Raw genomic sequence first — 19,459 nt, 5'->3', positions numbered from 1 at the left:
CCGGACATACCAAGGATTAAATTCACCGTTTTATTGAGAGATAGTTCCCGATTACGAGAAAAATCAGATGGGTTATGGATCAAACTTCCTCGCTCTCGCTCTATCACAGCAGCAATACTTTTTCGCAGTTGCTTCTTTACTTGATTTGGCATTCTATCCACCTCCTTTAGCCTAAGTATAGCAAAAAAAGGATTTCGAAAGCTCATAAATCGAGCTTTCGAAATCCTTAACTTAATGACATTGAGAATTTCCAACCTCTTTTGATTAGTGGGATACGCGTTTACGGGCAGCTTTTTTACGATTTTCTTCGATAAAAGCAGCTTTTTGTTCCTCAGGTTCAATGATAGTTTTGTGGACTGCGTAAACAGCTCCTGCAACAGCAGCTGCAGTTCCTACAATTCCTGTCAAAAGACCTTTACCAAAATTATTTGCCATAAGTCTATCTCCTTTTTCTGTGTTATAATATATGGTACAGAAAATGTTAGAATTTTTCAAGGAAAAAAATGAAAACCAAGTTAATTGTTATCATGGGGCCAACTGCGGTAGGTAAGTCTGCTTTGGGAATTGAGTTGGCCCAAAAGTATAATGGGGAAATCATCTCAGGTGATAGTCAACAAGTCTATCGTGGACTGGATATTGGTACTGCCAAGGTTAGTAGAGCTGAACAGGAATTGATTCCCCATCATTTGTTGGATGTAAGAGAAGTCGATCAAGAGTATTCGGCTTTTGATTTTGTTCAAGAAGCTAAAATCAAGATAGAGGAAATCGTACAAAGAGGCGCCTTGCCGATTTTGGTGGGTGGAACAGGTCTTTATTTACAGAGTCTCTTGGAAGGCTATCATTTGGGTGGGGATTTGGATCAAGAAGCTCTTTTAGCCTACCGCCAAGAATTAGAGGTCTTAGCGACTGAAACCTTGTATGATTTGGTAAATCAGAAGGGGATCTCGATTCGAGAAATTAATCGGCGTCGTGCTATCAGAGCTCTCGAATTAGATAAATTTGGACAAGATTTGGTCAATCAAGAGCAAGATTTTGAAGCTCTTTTGATTGCACTGGACGATGAGCGTGAGCTTCTTTATCAACGAATTAATCAACGAGTTGATCAGATGGTTGAGGAGGGATTGTTAGAGGAAGCGCATTGGCTGTATAAGAATCATCCCCATGCACAAGCAGTTCGTGGAATTGGATACAAAGAGCTCTTTCCTTATTTTGAAGGGGATACTAGCTTAGAATTAGCCCTTGAAACGATTAAGAAGAATACTCGCCGTTTTGCCAAGAGGCAGTTGACTTGGTTTCGTAATCGCATGAATCCGAACTTCTTTGTAGTTTCAACTCCTAACTTTAAAGTTGAGATTCAGAAATTGATTGAGGATTTTTTAAATGATTAATACGGAAAAAGAACAAGAGCGAGTCCTCTTACTCGGTGTGGAACTACCGAAAATGGATCATTTTTTAATGTCCATGGAAGAATTAGCCCGTCTTACCCAAACGGCTGGAGCTAAGGTTATCAAAGAAATTGTTCAAAAAAGAGAGCGCCCTGATGCTCGTAGTCTGATCGGTAGCGGTAAGGTAGAAGAAATTAGTAACTGGATAGAAGCAGAAGAAATTGACAGTGTGGTTGTCAATAACCGTCTTACCCCTCGCCAGAATACTTATCTAGAAACACAGTGGGGTGTGAAGGTCATTGACCGGATGCAATTAATACTGGATATTTTTGCGCTAAGAGCTAAATCTTATGAAGGGAAGCTTCAAGTTCATCTTGCTCAACTCCAATATCTCTTACCACGCTTGGTTGGCCAAGGGATTATGCTGAGTCGACAGGGGGGAGGAATTGGTTCCCGTGGACCAGGTGAAAGTCAATTAGAGCTAAATCGACGTGCTGTGCGTAATCAGATTACAGATATCGAACGACAATTAAAGGCAGTTGAAAAAAACAGGAATCAGATTCGTCAAAAACGTCTGGCAAGTCCCGACTTACAAATAGGTTTAATTGGCTACACCAATGCAGGTAAGTCCACAATTATGAATATTCTTGGTGAAAGCCCCCAGTATGAAGCTGATGAGCTTTTTGCGACCTTGGATGCTACAACCAAAAAAATTCATCTTGATCAACAATTACAGGCTACCTTAACGGACACAGTCGGTTTTATCCAGGATTTACCGACAGAATTAGTTGCTAGTTTTAAGTCAACGTTGGAAGAAAGTAGACATGTGGATTTGCTAATCCATGTGATTGATGCGAGCGATCCGTATCATGAGCAGGAAGAGAAAACAGTGCTTTCGTTGATGCAAGAGTTAGATATGAATCAGATTCCACGGATTACTCTTTATAATAAGTTGGATAGGGTTGATGATTTTGTTCCTACTCTGAACCCGTCTAGCAGTATTTCTGCCCATTCTCCTTTCGCTAAAGAGGAGCTAAAAGAAATTATAGTCAATAAATTGAAGGCCTTGTGGGAGCCTTTTGAAATTCGCTGGCCACTATCCAAACAATACAGGTTACACGAATTGGAGGAGCTTGCTTTGATCGGAACTCTCGAATATGATCAAGCAGGAGTGTATGTTTCTGGCTGGATTGCTGAAAAAAATAAATGGAGATTAGAGGCTTTTTATGAATAAATGGATTGAACGTGCCATTTCATTGGGAGGTTATACCTCTCTTGATCGGAATTACCTTGAGCATGTCTTACAAGGAAAAACAGACAGCGAAATCCTAGCTTGGATTACTCCACCACCAAGTGTCTTGAATGCTTATTTTGCTGAGTTATATCAGAAAAAAGGCCCTAAAGAGGCTATGGATTACCTTTACGAAATGAGTCAGGCTTTTGAATTGTTTCAAAAAGATCCTTCCTTTAGGGAAGTTAGGCCATTTATTCGTTTAAATTTGTCTGGCAAGGCATATGGTCTAGCTCTTCTTGATGAGAGTGGTTTGGGACAGATATTTGCTCAAGTAGAGGAAGTTGTAACACCTGAATTACTGTGGGAGATTGCAACTATTTTTCCAGATTATTTGATTGGGTATGTTCAAGGCCGAATTATATTACGTCCACAAGTGGCACAGAAAGTGATTGGAGAAGAGGCTGTGACTCCTTTAACGGATCGCTTGATGCTGAGTGATGGAAGTCAGAAGTTTAGTTCCTATAGTCAGGAAGATTTACTTGAACAATTAAACAAACAAAAAGTTGAAACTCTCCTCTGGTATGGTTCCAGGGAACGTCAACTCATGGTAGTAATGGAGAAGAAAGAATGGACTTACAATTTTTAGGGACCAGTGCAGGTCAACCTTCAAAAGCCCGAAATGTTTCCAGTTTAGCCCTAAAATTGCTAGATGAAATCAATGAAGTTTGGCTTTTTGATTGTGGTGAAGGCACTCAGAACCAGATTCTGCATACCAGTATTCGCCCGCGCAAGGTTAGCAAGATTTTTATTACTCATCTGCATGGTGATCATATTTTTGGTTTACCTGGCTTCTTGTCTAGTCGGGCTTTTCAAGCGAATGAAGAACAGACCGATCTGGATATTTATGGTCCAGTGGGGATCCGAAATTATGTTTTAAATAGTTTACGTTTATCGGGTTCACGTCTCCCATACCGCATCCATTTTCATGAGTTTGATTCAGACAATCTCGGATTGATTATGGAAACAGAACAGTTTAAAGTGTACGCGGATGCGTTAGACCACAGCATTTTCTGTGTAGGATATCGGGTTATTCAAAAAGATTTGGAAGGAACCTTAGATGCCGATGCATTGAAGCAAGTGGGAGTTCCTTTTGGTCCTTTATTTGGAAAAATTAAAAAAGGGGAAGATATTACTCTAGAGGACGGTCGCCTTATTAGAGCCAAGGACTATCTCTCCCCTCCTAGACCCGGTAAGGTGATTACGATTCTTGGTGATACTCGGAAAACAGATGCCAGTGTCCGCTTGGGGGTTGCATCTGATATCTTGGTTCATGAAGCTACTTACGGTAAGGGTGATGAAAAATTGGCACGCAATCACGGTCACTCTACCAATATGGATGCTGCTAAAGTAGCCAAGGAAGCTGGTGCCAAACGTCTTCTATTGAACCATATTAGCCCACGCTTTTTGGCCAAGGATATTAGTCAAATGCGAGATGATGCTGCTAGCATTTTTCCAAATGTTCATGTTGTCAAAGATTTAGAAGAAATTCCACTGTAGAGTAGGGGAGCTAGATGATAGAAGCAAAGTACGATTGGCAATTTCGACCAAAAGTCGAAGATCAGGATTTTATCGTGGAAGCTAAAACATTTGGTTTGGAAGAATCGGTTGCAGACCTCCTTTACCAACGTGGAATCCAAAGCAAGGATGAATTAGAAGAATTTTTACAGCCAAATTTAGAGAATCTTTCTGACCCGTTTCTTTTTCAAGATATGGAAAAAGCGGTGGCTCGAATTGAAGAGGCCATCCAACATAATGAGTCAATTCTGGTCTATGGAGATTATGATGCTGATGGTATGACCAGTGCTTCCATTATGAAAGAAGTTTTGGAAGAAATGGGAGCAGAGGTCCAAGTTTATCTTCCGAATCGTTTTACGGATGGCTATGGACCTAATAAGAGTGTCTATAAATATTTCATCGAAAACCAAGATATTTCCCTTATTATTACAGTTGATAATGGTGTGGCTGGTCACGAGGCCTTGGAATATGCGGATCAAGTCGGGGTGGATGTCATTGTAACGGATCACCATGCACTACCAGAAATCTTGCCACCTGCCTATGCTATTATTCATCCTGAATTACCGGGGGATTCCTATCCGTTTCATCATTTGGCAGGGGTCGGAGTGGCCTTTAAACTGGCTTGTGCCTTACTTGGAGATGTAGTCCAAGATTTTCTAGATTTAGTAGCTATCGGTACCATTGCAGATATGGTACCTTTAGTGGGAGAGAATCGGATTCTAGTCTCCTACGGTCTTAAGATCTTGCAACAAACTCAACGGATTGGGTTGCAAGAATTGGCGGCAGTTGCCTCTTTGAAGCTGGATGAAGCCGATGAGGAGACGGTTGGTTTTCAGATTGCTCCTCGCTTGAATGCCTTAGGACGTTTGGATGATCCAAATCCAGCTTTAGAACTGCTTACAGGGTTTGATGATGAGCTGGCTCACGAGTTAGCTCAGATGATTGATGCTAAAAATACAGAGCGTAAAGAGCTAGTTCAAGCTATTTATGAAGAAGCGCGTGCCCAATTGGATCCGGAGGCTAGGGCTCAAGTATTGGTGCAAGAGGGCTGGAATCCAGGAGTCCTAGGAATTGTCGCTGGTCGACTGTTAGAAGAAACGGGTCAGCCAGTACTCGTTTTGAGTAGTGATGGTACAAAGGCTAAGGGTTCTGCACGTAGTCCTGAATCAATTCATCTGTTTGAAGCCTTAGATCCCCATCGAGATTTGTTTCAAGCTTTCGGGGGGCATGCAGGTGCAGCTGGAATGACATTGGAATTGGAACAGTTGCCAGCTTTAAAGGCTGTTTTAGAAGATTACATTGCTAGTCTTGGATTAGATCCCAAGGAAAAACCGGCCTATCAGGTGGATGAAGCTTTAGATTTACAGAATCTCAGTTTAAAAACACTTGAACAGTTCCGGCAATTAGCCCCATTTGGAATGGAGAATCGGCAACCTGTTTTTTATATTTCTGATTTTCAGGTGGAAGCTACTAGAACTATGGGACAAGGAAATGCCCACCTCAAACTAAAGATATCTCAAGGTGAAGCAGAGTTTGAGGTTGTTGGTTTTGGTTATGGACATTTAGCCTTAGAGTTTTCACAGTCTAAGAGACTTGAGCTTTTAGTGACCTTGTCCGTAAATCAATGGAATGGCCAGACCAGTCTTCAATTAATGATGGTAGATGCAAGGATTGAAGGTTTACAGCTTTACAATATTCGTGCGGGGAAACTGCCTTTACCGGATTCTGTTCCAGTTTTAGAATTTACGGAAGATTTCCCAACTAATGTTCCGGAAGCAGCTGCTTACGTCTTAGACCAGTTGCCAGAAACCGTGGAGCCCTTGGCTCGCTTTGTGCAAGAACGACAACCACAGGTTTTTTATTTTAAAAACACTATTCAAGAAGCTTATTATTTAACAGGTATAGGTACGAGAGAACAATTTGCTTTGTTGTATAAGACTATTCGGCAGGTTCCAGAGTTTGATGTACGCTACAAATTAAATGATCTGGCGACTTATTTAAAAATCCAACGTCCACTTCTGATCAAGATGTTGCAAATTTTTCAAGAGTTGGAATTTGTCACCATTGAAGATGGCGTTCTTAAGGAAAATCCAAATGTTGTTAAACGGTCTATCGAGGAGAGTGAGATTTATCAAAACTTAAAAGATTTAGCTCGTTTTCAAGAAAAAATGGCCTTAGATTCTGTTGAGGATATCTATGATTATTTGCTGCATTTTCCCCTAGAAAAATCCTAAACCTAGATTTATTTGTGATGCACTTCTAGCTATTGTGATAGAAGTATGGTAGAATGGATTGTAAAAACATTTTGATAGAAAGTCTATTATGAACTTAAAAGATTATATTGCTACAATTGAAAATTATCCGCAAGAAGGGGTAACCTTCCGTGATATCAGTCCTTTGATGGCTAATGGGAATGCCTATTCTTATGCAGTTCGGGAAATTGTTCAATACGCGACTGATAAGAAGATTGATATGATTGTAGGTCCTGAAGCACGTGGATTTATCGTGGGTTGTCCGGTTGCCTATGAACTTGGTATTGGTTTTGCTCCTGTACGGAAGCCCGGCAAGCTTCCACGTGAAGTGATTTCTGCAGACTATGAAAAAGAATATGGACTTGACACCTTAACGATGCACGCAGATTCCATTAAGCCTGGTCAACGTGTCCTCATTGTGGATGATTTATTGGCGACTGGTGGAACTGTTAAAGCGACCATCGAAATGATTGAGCGTTTAGGGGGCATTGTTGCAGGTTGTGCTTTCCTAATTGAGTTAGATGACTTGAAGGGTCGCGAGGCTATTGGCGATTACGACTATAAAGTTCTTATGCATTACTAATCCGAATCTTCTTGAAGTTTTCTTCAAGAAGATTTTTTGTTCAAGAAGAAATAGAGTATAATAGGGAATAGGAAAAATGCTCGTTCCAAGACTTGTCTGCTAAAGAACAATGTCACTCTCCCTTCCCGTCTTTGATAATATGGGAGAGATTTGTATCAAACTTGCTACGATTATGGTTGGATGGTTTTATCAGGACGTCATTCGTTACGTTTTTGAATGTAAGAATATGCGGAGTTTTACGAAATTCGACCAAGTCTTGTTTGTTTCGTAAGCCTCTGTTGTTGAATCAAAGTGTGACCATTTACTAATGGTGGGAGCTAGAACGTTAGGTTTATTTCCCTCAATCGTTAGGACCTTGTAGCTCAGGATATTCAAAAGTAGTTCTTGCTTACCCTGAGATTGTTTGACATGTTAGGGAGTACAAGATACAAGTATGAAAAAGGAGAATTATGGGATTTTACCAACAGTACCAAACTGGGCAAATGGTCTTACCAGCTTTTTTATTTGAAAATATACATCAATTGTTTTCATCGTCTGAGGAATTTCTAATTTGGCAAATGGTCTATTTAGAAAATTCAACGAAGAATGCTAGTATCTCTATTGATGTTCTTAGTAAGCGAACTGGGATGGAATTGGATACGATTAATAGAGTTCTTAATAGTCTTATTTCAAGTGGTTCTGTTCAATACAAGGATACTAGCAAAGAAGATGGGAAAGTTGGTTTCTATATTGATGCCAGTCCTTTATTTCAAAGATTAGATATGCTAATCGAGGATGGGGAAACGGAAAACAAAGAGATAGCCAATCAAAAAGAGTTCCAAGATTTGTTGCAATTCTTCGAAGAAAATTATGGTCGGATGTTAAGTTCGATTGAAATCGAAGATTTACAAAAAATGTCCCGGGAAGTTCCTATTGTTCTGATTCAAGAAGCTGTTCGCGAATCACTCTTAAATGGAAAAACCAATTGGCGTTATTGGCAAGCCATTGTTAGAAGTTGGGTTCGAGAAGGAGTTCGGACTAAGGAACAAATTCAACGTCGTCGTGATGAATGGAACTTGAAAAAAACGCGACAAATTAAAGCCAGTGATGAGTTTAAAAACAATGTCAATTTATGGAGGGTGGACGATTGATTGGACGTGTTAGATTAAAACGGATCTTGGATATTATAGCAGAGATGTTTCCGGATGCTCGTGGTGAATTGAACTATGAAACGCCTTTTCAACTACTGGTTGCAGTGATTTTATCTGCACAAGCAACGGATAAATCTGTTAATAAAGTTACACCTGGTTTGTGGGCCAAGTACCCAGAAATTGAAGACTTAGCTAAAGCCTCTCTACCTGAGGTGGAAGAAACGATTCGCCATATTGGACTATATAAATCAAAAGCTAAAAATATTATTCGCACAGCTCAGGAAATTCTAGAGCGGTTTGATGGTCAAGTACCCAAGACTCATAAAGAATTGGAGTCCCTGCCAGGTGTGGGACGTAAAACGGCCAATGTCGTTTTAGGGGAAATTTATCAAATTCCAGCTATTGCCGTAGATACACATGTTAGCCGTATCGCGAAACGTCTGAATATTTCTGCACAAGATGCTAGTGTTGAGCAGATTGAACAAGATCTCATGGCCAAAATCCCTAAGAAAGATTGGATTGCGACCCATCATCGTTTGATTTTTTTTGGTCGGTATCATTGTACTGCCAGAAAACCTAAGTGTGAGACTTGTCCCGTTCAGTCTCTCTGCTATTATTATAAAAATTTGGAGGAATAAATGTCCTTATCGAAACGTTTAGACATAGTGTCTAGTTTTGTTAGCCCTGGAGTAAAAATGTTAGATGTAGGGAGTGACCATGCCTATCTCCCCATTGCTTTGGTTAAAAGGGGAGTCATTTCCGGAGCCATTGCAGGGGAAGTCGTGGAAGGTCCTTTTCAATCAGCTTGTCAAAATGTGCAAAAAGAAGGACTTACCCAGCAGATTCAGGTTAGGTTAGCGTCAGGCTTAGATGCAATGACAGTTGAAGATGGGATTGAGGAGATTGTCATTGCCGGAATGGGAGGGAGACTGATTTCAACTATTTTGGATCAAGGCCAAGTCAAGTTGCAGGGAATTCAGACCCTTATTCTTCAACCCAATAACCGAGAAAATGAGTTACGAATCTGGTTAGAAAAACATGCTTATCAAATTATCGCAGAAGAGATTTTGGAAGAAGCTGGGAAAATCTATGAAATTATCGTTGCTAAGCCAGGGAAGATGACATTAAGTTGGGTCGAGCAAACCTTTGGTCCTTATCTTTTAAAGAGTAAGCCGGAAGTCTTTCGTAAAAAATGGTTAAAGGAAGCTGGCAAAATTGAAGAGATTCTTCTAAAGATTCCAGAGGAGCATCTAGAAGAAAGAATGGAATTAACTCAAAAATTATCCACTATAAAAGAGGTATTAGATGAAAGTTAGAGATATTATTAAACGCTATGAGGCTTTTTGTCCGCCAGAATTGTCACTTGAGGGCGATCAGGTTGGATTGCAGATTGGTTCTTTAGACAAGGACGTGAAGCGAGTGATGGTAACCTTGGATATTCGGGAACAAACAGTTGAAGAAGCGATTGCCAACCAAGTAGACTTGCTGATTGTCAAACACGCACCAATTTTTCGTCCAATTCAAAACTTGGTCTATGATCAAGGTATGAATGGTATTTATGTGGACTTAATTAAAGCAGATATTGCAGTCTATGTCTCTCACACAAATATTGATGTTGTAGAAGGTGGATTGAATGATTGGTTCTGTGATTTGCTAGGAATTGAGAATCAAGAGCCTCTTCATGAAACAGCTCCAGGTCAAGGGATTGGTCGTATAGGGGAGATTGAAGCCATGGAGTTTCAAGATCTAGCTCTTAAGGTCAAAGAAATTTTCCATTTGGATAGTGTGCGTTTGGTAGAATATCCAGGTTACATAGATCAACCAGTCAAACGTGTTGCAATTTGCGGGGGAAGTGGTCAATCTTTTGCTCAAGATGCGATTGCTAAGGGAGCAGATGTCCTCATTACGGGAGATATTTACTATCATACCGCCCAAGACTTCCTCTCTCAAGGATTGCGAGCCATTGATCCAGGTCATTATATTGAAGTTGTCTTTATCCAAGGTCTAACTATGCTTTTAGAAAAATGGAAGCAAGAAGAAGGCTGGGAGCTGGATATTCTTGGAAGTCGGATTTCAACCAATCCTTTTTACCATCTCTAGGGGGTAGATTATGGAATGGTTAGCACAACAGTCTGTAATTTGGTTGGCTTTTGGAGCTGGTCTCTTTACCTGGTTTTGTACGGCCTTGGGGGCGGCAGTTGTTTTCTTTTTTAAAGATGTCAATCGTAAAGCCTTAGATACCACTATGGGATTCGCGGCTGGTGTTATGATTGCCGCTTCCTTTTGGTCTCTTTTATCACCAGCCTTGGAATTTGCAGAGCCTACTTATGGCAAATGGAGCTGGTTACCGGTAGCCATTGGATTTTTAGCTGGCGGTTTCTTTCTTCGATTGATGGATATGGTGATTCCTCATATTCATCTGAGCCAAAAAGAAGTGGAAGGTTTGCAGCCTAAGAAACGCTTATCTCGGACAGCTCTACTTTTTTCAGCCATTACCATCCATAATTTTCCCGAAGGATTAGCCGTTGGAGTTGCTTTTGGGGCCATTCAAGGTGGCAATACAGCAGCCTTAATCTCAGCCATTGGTTTGGCTTTAGGGATTGGTTTACAGAACATTCCTGAAGGTGCTGCTCTCGCGGTACCGATTCGAACAGAAGGGCGTTCCCGTTGGTCAGCCTTTGCTTGGGGAGCCAATTCTGCTATCGTCGAACCACTCGGAGCTCTTTTGGGAGCTTTAGCTGTTTTAGCCATGACCTCCCTTCTTCCCTATGCTCTTTCTTTTGCAGCAGGTGCGATGATATTTGTAGTTGTTGAAGAGTTGATTCCGGATTCTCAAACGAATGGGCATACAGATCAAGCAACCCTTGGACTTATGATTGGTTTTGTTTTAATGATGATTTTAGATGTTGCTTTAGGGTGAAATAAAAAAGGAGGTTGAACATGAAAAAAATAGGCTTACTGCTAAGCCTAATGGTCATTGGGTTCAGCCTCATTTGGGCTGGGACAACTCAGGATCCTGAAATTGAGACTACGAGGGAGGGAACCGTCCCGATTACCTTGCCCCAAACCCAATACCGTGTTGAAGACAGAGATATTCAAGATGGCGTTCGAAAATTAAATGGGCAGATCTACATCCCCAATAGTAAAAATAAGGTTCCTCTGGTCATTTTTGCTCATGGTTTTAATGGTTCTTACCGTCAAGGCAGAGTCTATGCAGAGTTATTAGCTTCACGAGGTTATGCAGTTTATACCTTTGATTTTGTGCATGGAGGACCTAAAAGCCAAAGTAGTAGTAATGCCAAAGAATTGACCGTTACTAGTCAAGTAGAAGATTTGAAATCTGTTTTGAAAGTCAGTCAGGAGTGGACGGAAATCGAACCTGAACAGACGAATCTTTTAGGAATTAGTCAGGGGGGGCTTGTTGCTAGTTTGGTAGCTAGTCAGGAGCCTGAAAGTGTTCAAAGTTTACTGCTTATGTATCCTGCCTTTGTCATTAGTGAACTTCCCCATCAAGTCTATGATTCTTTGGAACAGATTCCCGAAGAGAGCAAAATTTTTGATCAGTTTGATATGGAAATCAGTCCCAATTATTTATTGGATGTCTGGCCTATTCATATCTATACAGAATTATCCAAATATCCCGGTCCTGTTTTAATTCTGCATGGAAATCAAGATGAAATTGTTCCTTTTTCCTACAGTGAAAAGGCTAGGCCTTATTTACAAAATGGCCAAGTTCAGATTATTGATGGTGCAGGCCATGATTTTTCTGGTGATTATTTTCCAACAATCACCTATCCTATTCTAAAATTTTTACAGGATAATCAAAATGATCGAAATGATTAATAAAAACTATTAAAATTTTCTGAAAACTATTGTCAAATCTCTAAAAGTCCTATATAATAAAGGTCATATTTAGAAAAAGGAGATGTTTATGGTAAAAAAAGGTGCCTTAACGGGGCTACTTTTGTTTGGTATCTTCTTTGGAGCTGGTAACTTGATTTTCCCGCCAGCCCTTGGAGTCTTGTCTGGACAAAATTTCTGGCCCGCAATTTTCGGTTTTGTCGTCTCGGGAGTAGGTTTAGCGGTTCTAACATTGATTATTGGAACGCTTAATCCCAAAGGATACGTTTATGAAATTTCCAAAAAAGTTTCACCAGTATTTGCAACTATTTATTTAGTAGCTCTATACTTGGCGATTGGTCCTTTCTTTGCGATTCCTCGGACTGCGACAACAGCTTTTAGTGTTGGGATTGAGCCTCTTTTAAATGGATTCAATTCAAGTTTAGCTCTCTTTATGTTCACTGTTTTGTATTTTGGAGCTGCTTACCTTATTGCTTTGAATCCTTCTAAAATCTTAGACTCAGTTGGTCGAATTTTAACACCTATTTTTGCCCTATCCATTGTACTCTTGATTATCCTTGGTCTTGCTAGCTTTAGTCAAGCGCCTCAAGCAGCTATTGATGGCTATGCAACTGCAGCATTTGGAACAGGTTTCCTTGAAGGTTACAATACCTTAGATGCCTTGGCTTCTGTAGCCTTTAGTGTGATTGCCGTACAAACCTTGAAACAGTTAGGTTTCACAAGTAAAAAAGAGTACATCACTACTATCTGGATTGTTGGTTTGGTAGTAGCGCTCGCTTTCAGTGGTCTTTATATTGGTCTTGCAATGTTGGGAAATTCTTTCCCAGTTCCTGCAGATGTCGTTGCAAATGCGGATGTGAACAAAGGAGTTTATGTCCTAACAGAAGCAACAAAACAAGTCTTTGGTTCTGTCGGTCAGCTCTTCTTGGCCTTCATGATTACAATGACCTGCTTTACAACCACAGCTGGTTTGATTGTGGCGACTGGTGAATTCTTCAATTCACGTTTCCCACAATACTCTTACAAGACTTTTGCGACTGCCTTTACCTTGATTGGTTTTGCCATTGCAAACCTTGGTTTGAATACAATCATTACCTTCTCAGTTCCTGTATTGATGATTCTTTATCCAATTACAATCGTTCTTGTGTTGATTGTGATTGTCAATAAGTTTGTGCCTCTTTCAAAACGAGGTATGCAGGTGACCGTTGGTTTGGTAACCTTGGTATCATTAGCAGAAGTTCTAGGATCTAGCTTTGGTCTTACAGCATTGACTACATTAGTTCAAAGTCTCCCATTTGCGGCAGCATCTATGGCTTGGACAACACCAGCTCTTGCTGGCTTGTTACTAGCTCTAGTGCTTCCTGATAAGCAAAAGGCAGATGTTTTCGAAATGGAAACTGAATAATTTCAAAAGTTATGGTAGACATTTGTTTGCCATAACTTTTTTTGTTATGCTTAAAGAATGATGAAACGGGAAGGAGTATGAATGAAATTTTTACACACAGCGGATTGGCATATTGGTCGCAAACTCCATGGATATTCCTTACTGGAAGAGCAGTGGTCCGTCTTTCAGGAGCTTAAAGATGTGGCTCAAAGGGAACAAGTGGATGCCATTTTTTTAGCTGGTGACCTTTTTGATGTGTCAACGCCCCCTATTTCTGCAACCAAGGCCTTGGATCAGATGCTTTATGAGTTGAATGTGGAATTGGGACTCCCTCTTTTTATTGTTTCAGGTAACCATGACGGTGCCAATCGTCTCCAATTTGGTACCCGCTGGATGCAACAAGGGCAACTTTATTTGGCTACTCAAATTGAACAAGCTTTGGAACCAATCGATTTCGGGGAGTTTCAAATCTTTCTCCTACCTTTTTTTCACCCTAGTGATGCCCGCCGTTTTTATGGGATTTCTGAGGAGAATAAAGCTCAAATGGAGACGATCAGTCAGGCTATGGAACGGCTTGTTAAGGACATGGAAGCCCTTATCAAGCCGGATAAAAAACCGATTCTCATCAGCCATTTTTATGTAGCTGGTAAAGGAAACGAGGACTATCAACTGATTAGTGAAGGGAAGTCAGAAATCGGAGGTCTCAATCACTTACCAACCCGCCTCTTTTCTAGTTTTAGCTATGTTGCTCTAGGGCACCTGCACTCCCACCTATCTAGTCCAAGTGAACAGATTCGTTACTCCGGTTCCTTGCTGAAATTTGCGGTCGATGAACATTGGCAGGAGAAAGGTATTCTAATCTTAGATTGGCAACAAGAACTATTAGCAGTTCAATTTCAACCCATTCAATCTTCTAAGGATATCCGTTTGATTAGCGGAAGTTATGAGGATATTACTGCGAAAGATTTTGTAGCTCAAATTCAGGCTGAAGGTCCAGCTTATTATAGTATTCATTTAACGGCCAAGCCTCAAGGGATTCGTCATTTAAAGGATTCATTATCTGCTTATTACCCGGACATTTTGGATATCCGGATTGCAGAGGATGTCACAAATAGACAAAAACGAGTCTGGATTCAAGAGCGTCTAGAATCTCCGCTCGAATTAATCCATCAATTTTTCCGGGAGCAGGCGGGACATGAACTAAGCGAGCAGCAAGCAACCTGGATTGAGACGAGCCTTCTAGAAATCAAGGAGGAAACATGAAACCAATTCGCCTACAAGCTAGAAATATTGGCCCCCACGCATACTTAGATCTGGATTTTCGGGATTATGCGGATAGCCTTTTTCTCATCTCAGGAGAAACCGGCTCTGGAAAAACAACCATTTTTGATTTATTGGTAACTGCACTTTATTACAACAATGCTCAATTCAAGGTTGGAGACAAGCGATTTATCGATTTACGAAGTGAATTTGCAGCCTTTACTTCAAAAGAACCATCTAGTATTTTATTGGAATTTAGTCATAGAGGTAAGGTATACCGAGTGGAGAGGTCTTGGACTCCTAAACGAGTGACCTGGGATCCAGACCGTCCCTTTTCTAGTCTTTTTCGAGACCAGCATCTTTTTTCTGAGATTCAAGATGGGTACTTGGTAGGTCCTAGTTATAGCAAGGTTGCGGAAGTGACCCAAGCGATTGAGGAGCTGTTGCACTTGAATAAAGACCAGTTCCAACGTATCTTACTTCTCCCCCAGCACAATTTTAAGCGTTTTTTACTCGCCAATTCCAAGGAGAAAGAGGAAATCCTCCAAACTCTTTTTGATGTTGATGCCTATCATTTTTTAGTTGAAAACTTAAAAGAAAAGCGGAAACAAGATCGCCAGAAGATTGAAGCTAGAGACCTAGAAATGATTGTTCTTGCCCGTAGTGTAGTGGGAGAAGAACAAGAGTTTTTTGAATCAGGGCAAATCCAGGGAGCTATGGCAGAAGCTCTTCAAGCTTTTACAAAAGAAAAAGATAGAGAAGAGCAAGAGCTAGAAATGTTAGAGAAGCAGGTTCAGGAAGTATTTGCAGAGCTTCAGGCTTGGCAACAACGCCGTGATTGGGAGCAGAATCTGAAGGAGCAAGAGAAACTTCAGCTAGAGTTACTGGATTCTTATCCCAGCTATCAGGAGGACAAGAAGGAGTTGGAGCTGTTGGATCAACTGGAGGGAGGACAAATTCTCCTTGACCGGCAGGAACAATTAAGCCAGCAAAAGCTAGCCTTGGTAGCAACTGAAAAGCAACTCAAGCGAGAAAAACAGGATTTAGATACAGTCATCAGAGAATTTAGCGTAGAAGAAAAGCGGGTTGGACAGGAAGATGAAGAGGAGCTTCGCCAAAAAATAGCAGACTTGGAATATCACTATGAGAAACTCCTTGAATGTCAACGATTAGTTCAGCAGCTAGAGAGCAAGCAAACTGAGTTGAGTAACCTTCAAATAGAGCGGAAACGCTATCGACAACTACGGAAGAAGAATCAGGAAGAACTGATTCAAATTGACGGACAGTTGCAAGCCTTGAAGCAGAAATCTACTAATTGGTCTCAGTTGATGGAATATCAGACAGACTACCATCATCTTCAGCAACAAAATCAGAAGATAGAAGCGCAAAAACTAGAATTAGCAGCGCAGAGTTTACAGTTGGAAAATATTCAAACTCAGATTACAGATTTAATCCAGTCGAGTCAAGAGCAAGAGTTCCGAGATTTTCAGAAAACAAGGTGGTCTTTGGCTTTGGATATGGTACGATCGCAAGTTCATCCGGGCGATGATTGCCCAGTCTGTCAAAATAAGATTAGTACTCCCCCTATTCCTAGCCTTCCAAGAAGCGAAGAAAAGTATGTGCAGCTAGAAATTGCTTATTATGAACAGAAACTTGAGCTGTCCAATCTACAACAGTCTCAGGCTAATTTGGAAGAACATGTGTCTGAATTGAAACTTGTATTAGAGGCAGAGGAAGCTACTTATCAGTCTCATCTACATAGTCTTACGTCTCAGTTAAATCCAGAGCACACGACGTTAGCTGGTCTGAAGCAGGCTCTTCAAAGCTATCAAGAAAGCCTGGAAACTCACGTCCAAAAAGAAGAAGAGATGAGGGAAAGAAGAGAGGCCCTACTAGCGTTACAAAACACCTATTCTTTGAAGTTTCAAGAGTTGGAACTAAGTAGTGAGCAAGCTTATCATCAAATACAGGAGTGGGAACAAGACTTAAAAAATATCGAAAGGCAGTTCGGGAATCAGAGTCTTAGCGAACTTGAAGTGAAGCTGGAAACACAAAAAACTACGTTGAAAAACTTTCAAATAGCTAAGGAGAATCTTTCTCACATAGAACTCAGGCTCGTAGCTCAGAGACAAGCTTATAAAACGAAAGTTAACCAACAGGCTGAGAATAGCCATCTTTACAAAGAAGCTAGCTCTAAGAACAATAAGGCCTTAGAACAATTACGGACTGAGGTCTTGCCTGAAGTAGAGATGCCTGAATTTTTGATGGTTCTTCAAGAAATTCCCAAGCGTGGTGAACTACGCCAGCAACTTACACAATTTGAAACCCAGCTTCAAGGGGTGAGACTTGAGATCAGTCGTTTGAAGGCAAATGAACCTAAAGTTATTCAAATGGATAGTCCTCAGGAAAGAGAAATCTTGCTTGCAACGTTAGAGTCAGCAGTCACACAAAAAAAAGAGAGTCTGGCTCTGATTCAGAGTCGAATCGATCATGCTCTAGCTATCGAGAAACAATTGGAGGAGCTAAACCAGGATCAGGTTACCAGCAATTTACTGTATAGCCAATTGGATCAATTAGTTCAGGTACTTAGTGGTCAGACTGAGAGTCGCTTGGATATCAAAGCCTATGTTCTACAGCATTATTTTAATCAAATTGTAGAGGTTGCTAATGACCGTTATTACCATGATTTTTCCCAAGGGCGCTACCAATTTGTACTTAAAAACCAGAAATCTTCTGGGCGAAGTCTAGCTGGTCTGGATTTAGATGTCTTGGATCAAGAAGTTGGACAATTAAGACCCGTTTCGACACTTTCGGGTGGCGAAAGTTTTCTAGCGAGTATGGCCCTAGCTTTAGCTACATCTGATGTGATTCAAGAAAGTCAGGGAGGGATTGAATTAGAAGCTCTCTTTATCGATGAAGGTTTTGGAAGTCTCGATCAGGAAACCCTTTTGGTTACATTAGATGTGTTGGAGAGTCTAGGACGTGACGGTCGTATGATCGGGTTAATATCTCACGTAGAGGTAATGAAACAAGGGATTTCGAAACAGATACTCGTAGAAAAACGTGGATCTGGTCGGAGCTCTGTTCAGCAAGTCTCTCTATAATTTCTGAAATTTTTCATGGTTTTTTTCAAAAACTGATTAGGAAATATTTGAAAACGCTGTCAGATTGTGTTATACTGAAGTAGAAAAAAATTAAAGGTAGGACTCGAACTATGAGTAAAATTGTTGTAATTGGTGCTAACCACGCTGGTACAGCTTGTATTAACACAATGTTAGACAACTTTGGTGATGAAAACGAAGTTGTTGTATTTGACCAAAACTCTAATATCTCATTCCTCGGATGTGGAATGGCTCTTTGGATTGGTCAACAAATTGATGGTCCAGAGGGACTTTTCTATTCAAATAAGGAAACCCTTGAAGCTAAGGGAGCTCGAATCTACATGGAATCTCCAGTTCTCTCAGTTGATTATGACAAAAAAGAAGTAACTGCACTTGTAGATGGCAAAGAGCATGTAGAATCCTATGAAAAATTAATCTTTGCGACTGGTTCTCAACCAATTATTCCACCGATTAAAGGAGTTGAGTTGGTAGAGGGAACACGCGAATTTAAAGCGACTCTTGAAAATCTTCAATTTGTAAAACTTTACCAAAACTCTGCAGAAGTTATTGAACGCTTGGAAAATAAAGACATCAAACGTGTTGCTGTTGTAGGTGCAGGTTATATTGGTGTTGAGTTGGCAGAAGCCTTTGAGCGTGTTGGTAAAGAAGTGGTCTTGATTGACATTGCTGAAACTTCTCTCAATGGTTATTATGACCGTGAACTTTCAGATATGATGAACAAGAATTTGGAAGATCATGGAATTCGTTTGGCTTATGGTCAAAAAGTTCAAGCCGTTGAGGGTGACGGTAAGGTAGAACGAATTGTCACTGATAAAGAAACATTTGATGTTGACATGGTTATCTTGGCAGTTGGTTTCCGTCCGAATACAGAACTTGGGGCTGGTAAAATTGAATTGTTTAAGAATGGAGCTTTCCTTGTTGATAAGAAACAAGAAACGAGCATTCCTGGAGTATACGCAATTGGGGACTGTGCTACAATCTATGACAATTCTCTTGGTAAACCAAGCTACATCGCACTTGCGTCAAATGCGGTTCGTTCAGGTATCGTAGGTGCCTTTAATGCGACAGGTCATGAATTGGAAGGAATTGGTGTTCAAGGTTCAAACGGGATTTCTATCTACGACCTTAAAATGGTTTCAACTGGTCTAACCCTTGAAAAAGCGAAAGCAGCGGGATTTGATGCTGTTGAAACAGGTTTCAACGATCTTCAAAAACCTGAATTCATCAAACATGACAATCATGAAGTAGCTATCAAGATTGTCTATGATCGTACAACTCGTCAAATTCTTGGAGCTCAAATGGCTTCTAAAGAAGATATGTCTATGGGAATTCACATGTTCTCTTTGGCTATCCAAGAGCATGTAACTATTGATAAGTTGGCTTTGACTGATATCTTCTTCCTTCCTCACTTCAACAAGCCATATAACTACATCACAATGGCTGCTCTTACAGCAGATAAATAAGTGAGATTAAAAACGAGGACGATTACTAATGAGAGGTGTAGCCTTTCAGCTGTCCATAAAGACTAGGAGCGATGCTTCTAGTCTTTTTTAAGTACGACGGGCATGTCGTACATCTGAGGTGCAAGTCCTCTGTGGGCACCTGCTACCGGTGAACCCAATAGCGACTCCCAAGCCTGACTATCGTGAGGTAGCGGGGAGAGGAAGGGATAG

17 protein-coding genes are annotated in these 19,459 nt (G+C 40.6%); 16 read left to right on the top strand and 1 reads right to left on the bottom strand.

Going from position 1 to position 19,459, the window contains the following annotated elements; translation table 11 throughout:
• Nucleotides 1-264: 264 nt before the first annotated feature.
• Nucleotides 265-435 carry a DUF3042 family protein gene (locus tag ACXM1Q_RS06545; protein WP_458517297.1) on the bottom strand — a complete coding sequence of 57 codons (171 nt, stop codon included), beginning with the start codon at nucleotides 433-435 and terminating at the stop codon, nucleotides 265-267.
• Nucleotides 436-503: 68 nt separating this feature from the next.
• Between ACXM1Q_RS06545 and miaA the strand changes: the two genes are divergently transcribed.
• The 16 genes from miaA to nox all read left to right on the top strand — a co-directional run bounded on the left by miaA (nucleotide 504) and on the right by nox (nucleotide 19,249).
• A complete protein-coding gene (gene miaA / locus ACXM1Q_RS06540; protein WP_458517295.1) occupies nucleotides 504-1,388 on the top strand; it encodes a tRNA (adenosine(37)-N6)-dimethylallyltransferase MiaA in 885 nt (294 codons plus the stop codon).
• Nucleotides 1,381-2,619: a GTPase HflX gene (hflX, locus tag ACXM1Q_RS06535; protein ID WP_458517293.1), complete on the top strand. Its 1,239-nt coding sequence runs from the start codon at nucleotides 1,381-1,383 to the stop codon at nucleotides 2,617-2,619. The genes miaA and hflX overlap by 8 nt, the downstream gene beginning before the upstream one ends.
• Complete coding sequence (locus tag ACXM1Q_RS06530) at nucleotides 2,612-3,265, top strand: cystathionine beta-lyase (protein WP_458517291.1); 654 nt, start codon at nucleotides 2,612-2,614, stop codon at nucleotides 3,263-3,265. Before hflX ends, ACXM1Q_RS06530 begins: the two co-directional genes overlap by 8 nt.
• On the top strand, nucleotides 3,247-4,176 hold the full coding sequence (gene rnz / locus ACXM1Q_RS06525; RefSeq protein ID WP_458517289.1) for a ribonuclease Z: 930 nt from the start codon (nucleotides 3,247-3,249) through the stop codon (nucleotides 4,174-4,176). Before ACXM1Q_RS06530 ends, rnz begins: the two co-directional genes overlap by 19 nt.
• A 14-nt stretch (nucleotides 4,177-4,190) precedes the next feature.
• Nucleotides 4,191-6,428 (top strand): single-stranded-DNA-specific exonuclease RecJ, encoded by a 2,238-nt coding sequence (gene recJ, locus ACXM1Q_RS06520; protein WP_458517287.1) that lies wholly within the window; start codon nucleotides 4,191-4,193, stop codon nucleotides 6,426-6,428.
• A gap of 88 nt (nucleotides 6,429-6,516) precedes the next feature.
• A complete protein-coding gene (locus ACXM1Q_RS06515) occupies nucleotides 6,517-7,029 on the top strand; it encodes an adenine phosphoribosyltransferase (RefSeq protein ID WP_135036875.1) in 513 nt (170 codons plus the stop codon).
• 449 nt (nucleotides 7,030-7,478) lie between these two features.
• Nucleotides 7,479-8,159, top strand: a complete 681-nt coding sequence (locus ACXM1Q_RS06510; protein WP_458517285.1) for a DnaD domain-containing protein — start codon at nucleotides 7,479-7,481, stop codon at nucleotides 8,157-8,159.
• Entirely contained in the window at nucleotides 8,156-8,797 is a 642-nt protein-coding gene (gene nth / locus ACXM1Q_RS06505) for an endonuclease III (RefSeq protein WP_458517283.1), read from the top strand. The genes ACXM1Q_RS06510 and nth overlap by 4 nt, the downstream gene beginning before the upstream one ends.
• Entirely contained in the window at nucleotides 8,798-9,475 is a 678-nt protein-coding gene (locus tag ACXM1Q_RS06500) for a tRNA (adenine(22)-N(1))-methyltransferase (protein WP_458517281.1), read from the top strand.
• Nucleotides 9,465-10,259: a Nif3-like dinuclear metal center hexameric protein gene (locus ACXM1Q_RS06495; protein WP_458517279.1), complete on the top strand. Its 795-nt coding sequence runs from the start codon at nucleotides 9,465-9,467 to the stop codon at nucleotides 10,257-10,259. The genes ACXM1Q_RS06500 and ACXM1Q_RS06495 overlap by 11 nt, the downstream gene beginning before the upstream one ends.
• A 10-nt stretch (nucleotides 10,260-10,269) precedes the next feature.
• Nucleotides 10,270-11,079 carry a ZIP family metal transporter gene (locus ACXM1Q_RS06490; RefSeq protein ID WP_458517277.1) on the top strand — a complete coding sequence of 270 codons (810 nt, stop codon included), beginning with the start codon at nucleotides 10,270-10,272 and terminating at the stop codon, nucleotides 11,077-11,079.
• Between the two features lie 20 nt (nucleotides 11,080-11,099).
• Nucleotides 11,100-12,002 carry an alpha/beta hydrolase family protein gene (locus ACXM1Q_RS06485; RefSeq protein WP_458517275.1) on the top strand — a complete coding sequence of 301 codons (903 nt, stop codon included), beginning with the start codon at nucleotides 11,100-11,102 and terminating at the stop codon, nucleotides 12,000-12,002.
• An 88-nt stretch (nucleotides 12,003-12,090) separates the two neighbouring features.
• Nucleotides 12,091-13,425, top strand: a complete 1,335-nt coding sequence (gene brnQ / locus ACXM1Q_RS06480) for a branched-chain amino acid transport system II carrier protein (protein ID WP_458517273.1) — start codon at nucleotides 12,091-12,093, stop codon at nucleotides 13,423-13,425.
• An 81-nt stretch (nucleotides 13,426-13,506) separates the two neighbouring features.
• Complete coding sequence (locus ACXM1Q_RS06475; protein ID WP_458517271.1) at nucleotides 13,507-14,667, top strand: exonuclease SbcCD subunit D; 1,161 nt, start codon at nucleotides 13,507-13,509, stop codon at nucleotides 14,665-14,667.
• Nucleotides 14,664-17,768, top strand: coding sequence for an SbcC/MukB-like Walker B domain-containing protein (locus ACXM1Q_RS06470; RefSeq protein WP_458517269.1), 3,105 nt, complete (start codon nucleotides 14,664-14,666; stop codon nucleotides 17,766-17,768). The genes ACXM1Q_RS06475 and ACXM1Q_RS06470 overlap by 4 nt, the downstream gene beginning before the upstream one ends.
• A gap of 110 nt (nucleotides 17,769-17,878) precedes the next feature.
• On the top strand, nucleotides 17,879-19,249 hold the full coding sequence (gene nox / locus ACXM1Q_RS06465) for a H2O-forming NADH oxidase (protein ID WP_458517267.1): 1,371 nt from the start codon (nucleotides 17,879-17,881) through the stop codon (nucleotides 19,247-19,249).
• The last annotated feature ends 210 nt before the right edge of the window (nucleotides 19,250-19,459 follow it).

The organism is Streptococcus sp. 10F2 (assembly GCF_054331515.2).
This window is presented reverse-complemented; position numbering and strand designations above follow the sequence as displayed.

Bases quoted from the DNA above. Each gene is read 5' to 3' on its own strand.
- ACXM1Q_RS06545 (WP_458517297.1), bottom strand. From the start codon at position 435: ATGGCAAATAATTTTGGTAAAGGTCTTTTGACAGGAATTGTAGGAACT.
- miaA (WP_458517295.1), top strand. From the start codon at position 504: ATGAAAACCAAGTTAATTGTTATCATGGGGCCAACTGCGGTAGGTAAG.
- hflX (WP_458517293.1), top strand. From the start codon at position 1,381: ATGATTAATACGGAAAAAGAACAAGAGCGAGTCCTCTTACTCGGTGTG.
- ACXM1Q_RS06530 (WP_458517291.1), top strand. From the start codon at position 2,612: ATGAATAAATGGATTGAACGTGCCATTTCATTGGGAGGTTATACCTCT.
- rnz (WP_458517289.1), top strand. From the start codon at position 3,247: ATGGACTTACAATTTTTAGGGACCAGTGCAGGTCAACCTTCAAAAGCC.
- recJ (WP_458517287.1), top strand. From the start codon at position 4,191: ATGATAGAAGCAAAGTACGATTGGCAATTTCGACCAAAAGTCGAAGAT.
- ACXM1Q_RS06515 (WP_135036875.1), top strand. From the start codon at position 6,517: ATGAACTTAAAAGATTATATTGCTACAATTGAAAATTATCCGCAAGAA.
- ACXM1Q_RS06510 (WP_458517285.1), top strand. From the start codon at position 7,479: ATGGGATTTTACCAACAGTACCAAACTGGGCAAATGGTCTTACCAGCT.
- ACXM1Q_RS06500 (WP_458517281.1), top strand. From the start codon at position 8,798: ATGTCCTTATCGAAACGTTTAGACATAGTGTCTAGTTTTGTTAGCCCT.
- ACXM1Q_RS06495 (WP_458517279.1), top strand. From the start codon at position 9,465: ATGAAAGTTAGAGATATTATTAAACGCTATGAGGCTTTTTGTCCGCCA.
- ACXM1Q_RS06490 (WP_458517277.1), top strand. From the start codon at position 10,270: ATGGAATGGTTAGCACAACAGTCTGTAATTTGGTTGGCTTTTGGAGCT.
- ACXM1Q_RS06485 (WP_458517275.1), top strand. From the start codon at position 11,100: ATGAAAAAAATAGGCTTACTGCTAAGCCTAATGGTCATTGGGTTCAGC.
- brnQ (WP_458517273.1), top strand. From the start codon at position 12,091: ATGGTAAAAAAAGGTGCCTTAACGGGGCTACTTTTGTTTGGTATCTTC.
- ACXM1Q_RS06475 (WP_458517271.1), top strand. From the start codon at position 13,507: ATGAAATTTTTACACACAGCGGATTGGCATATTGGTCGCAAACTCCAT.
- ACXM1Q_RS06470 (WP_458517269.1), top strand. From the start codon at position 14,664: ATGAAACCAATTCGCCTACAAGCTAGAAATATTGGCCCCCACGCATAC.
- nox (WP_458517267.1), top strand. From the start codon at position 17,879: ATGAGTAAAATTGTTGTAATTGGTGCTAACCACGCTGGTACAGCTTGT.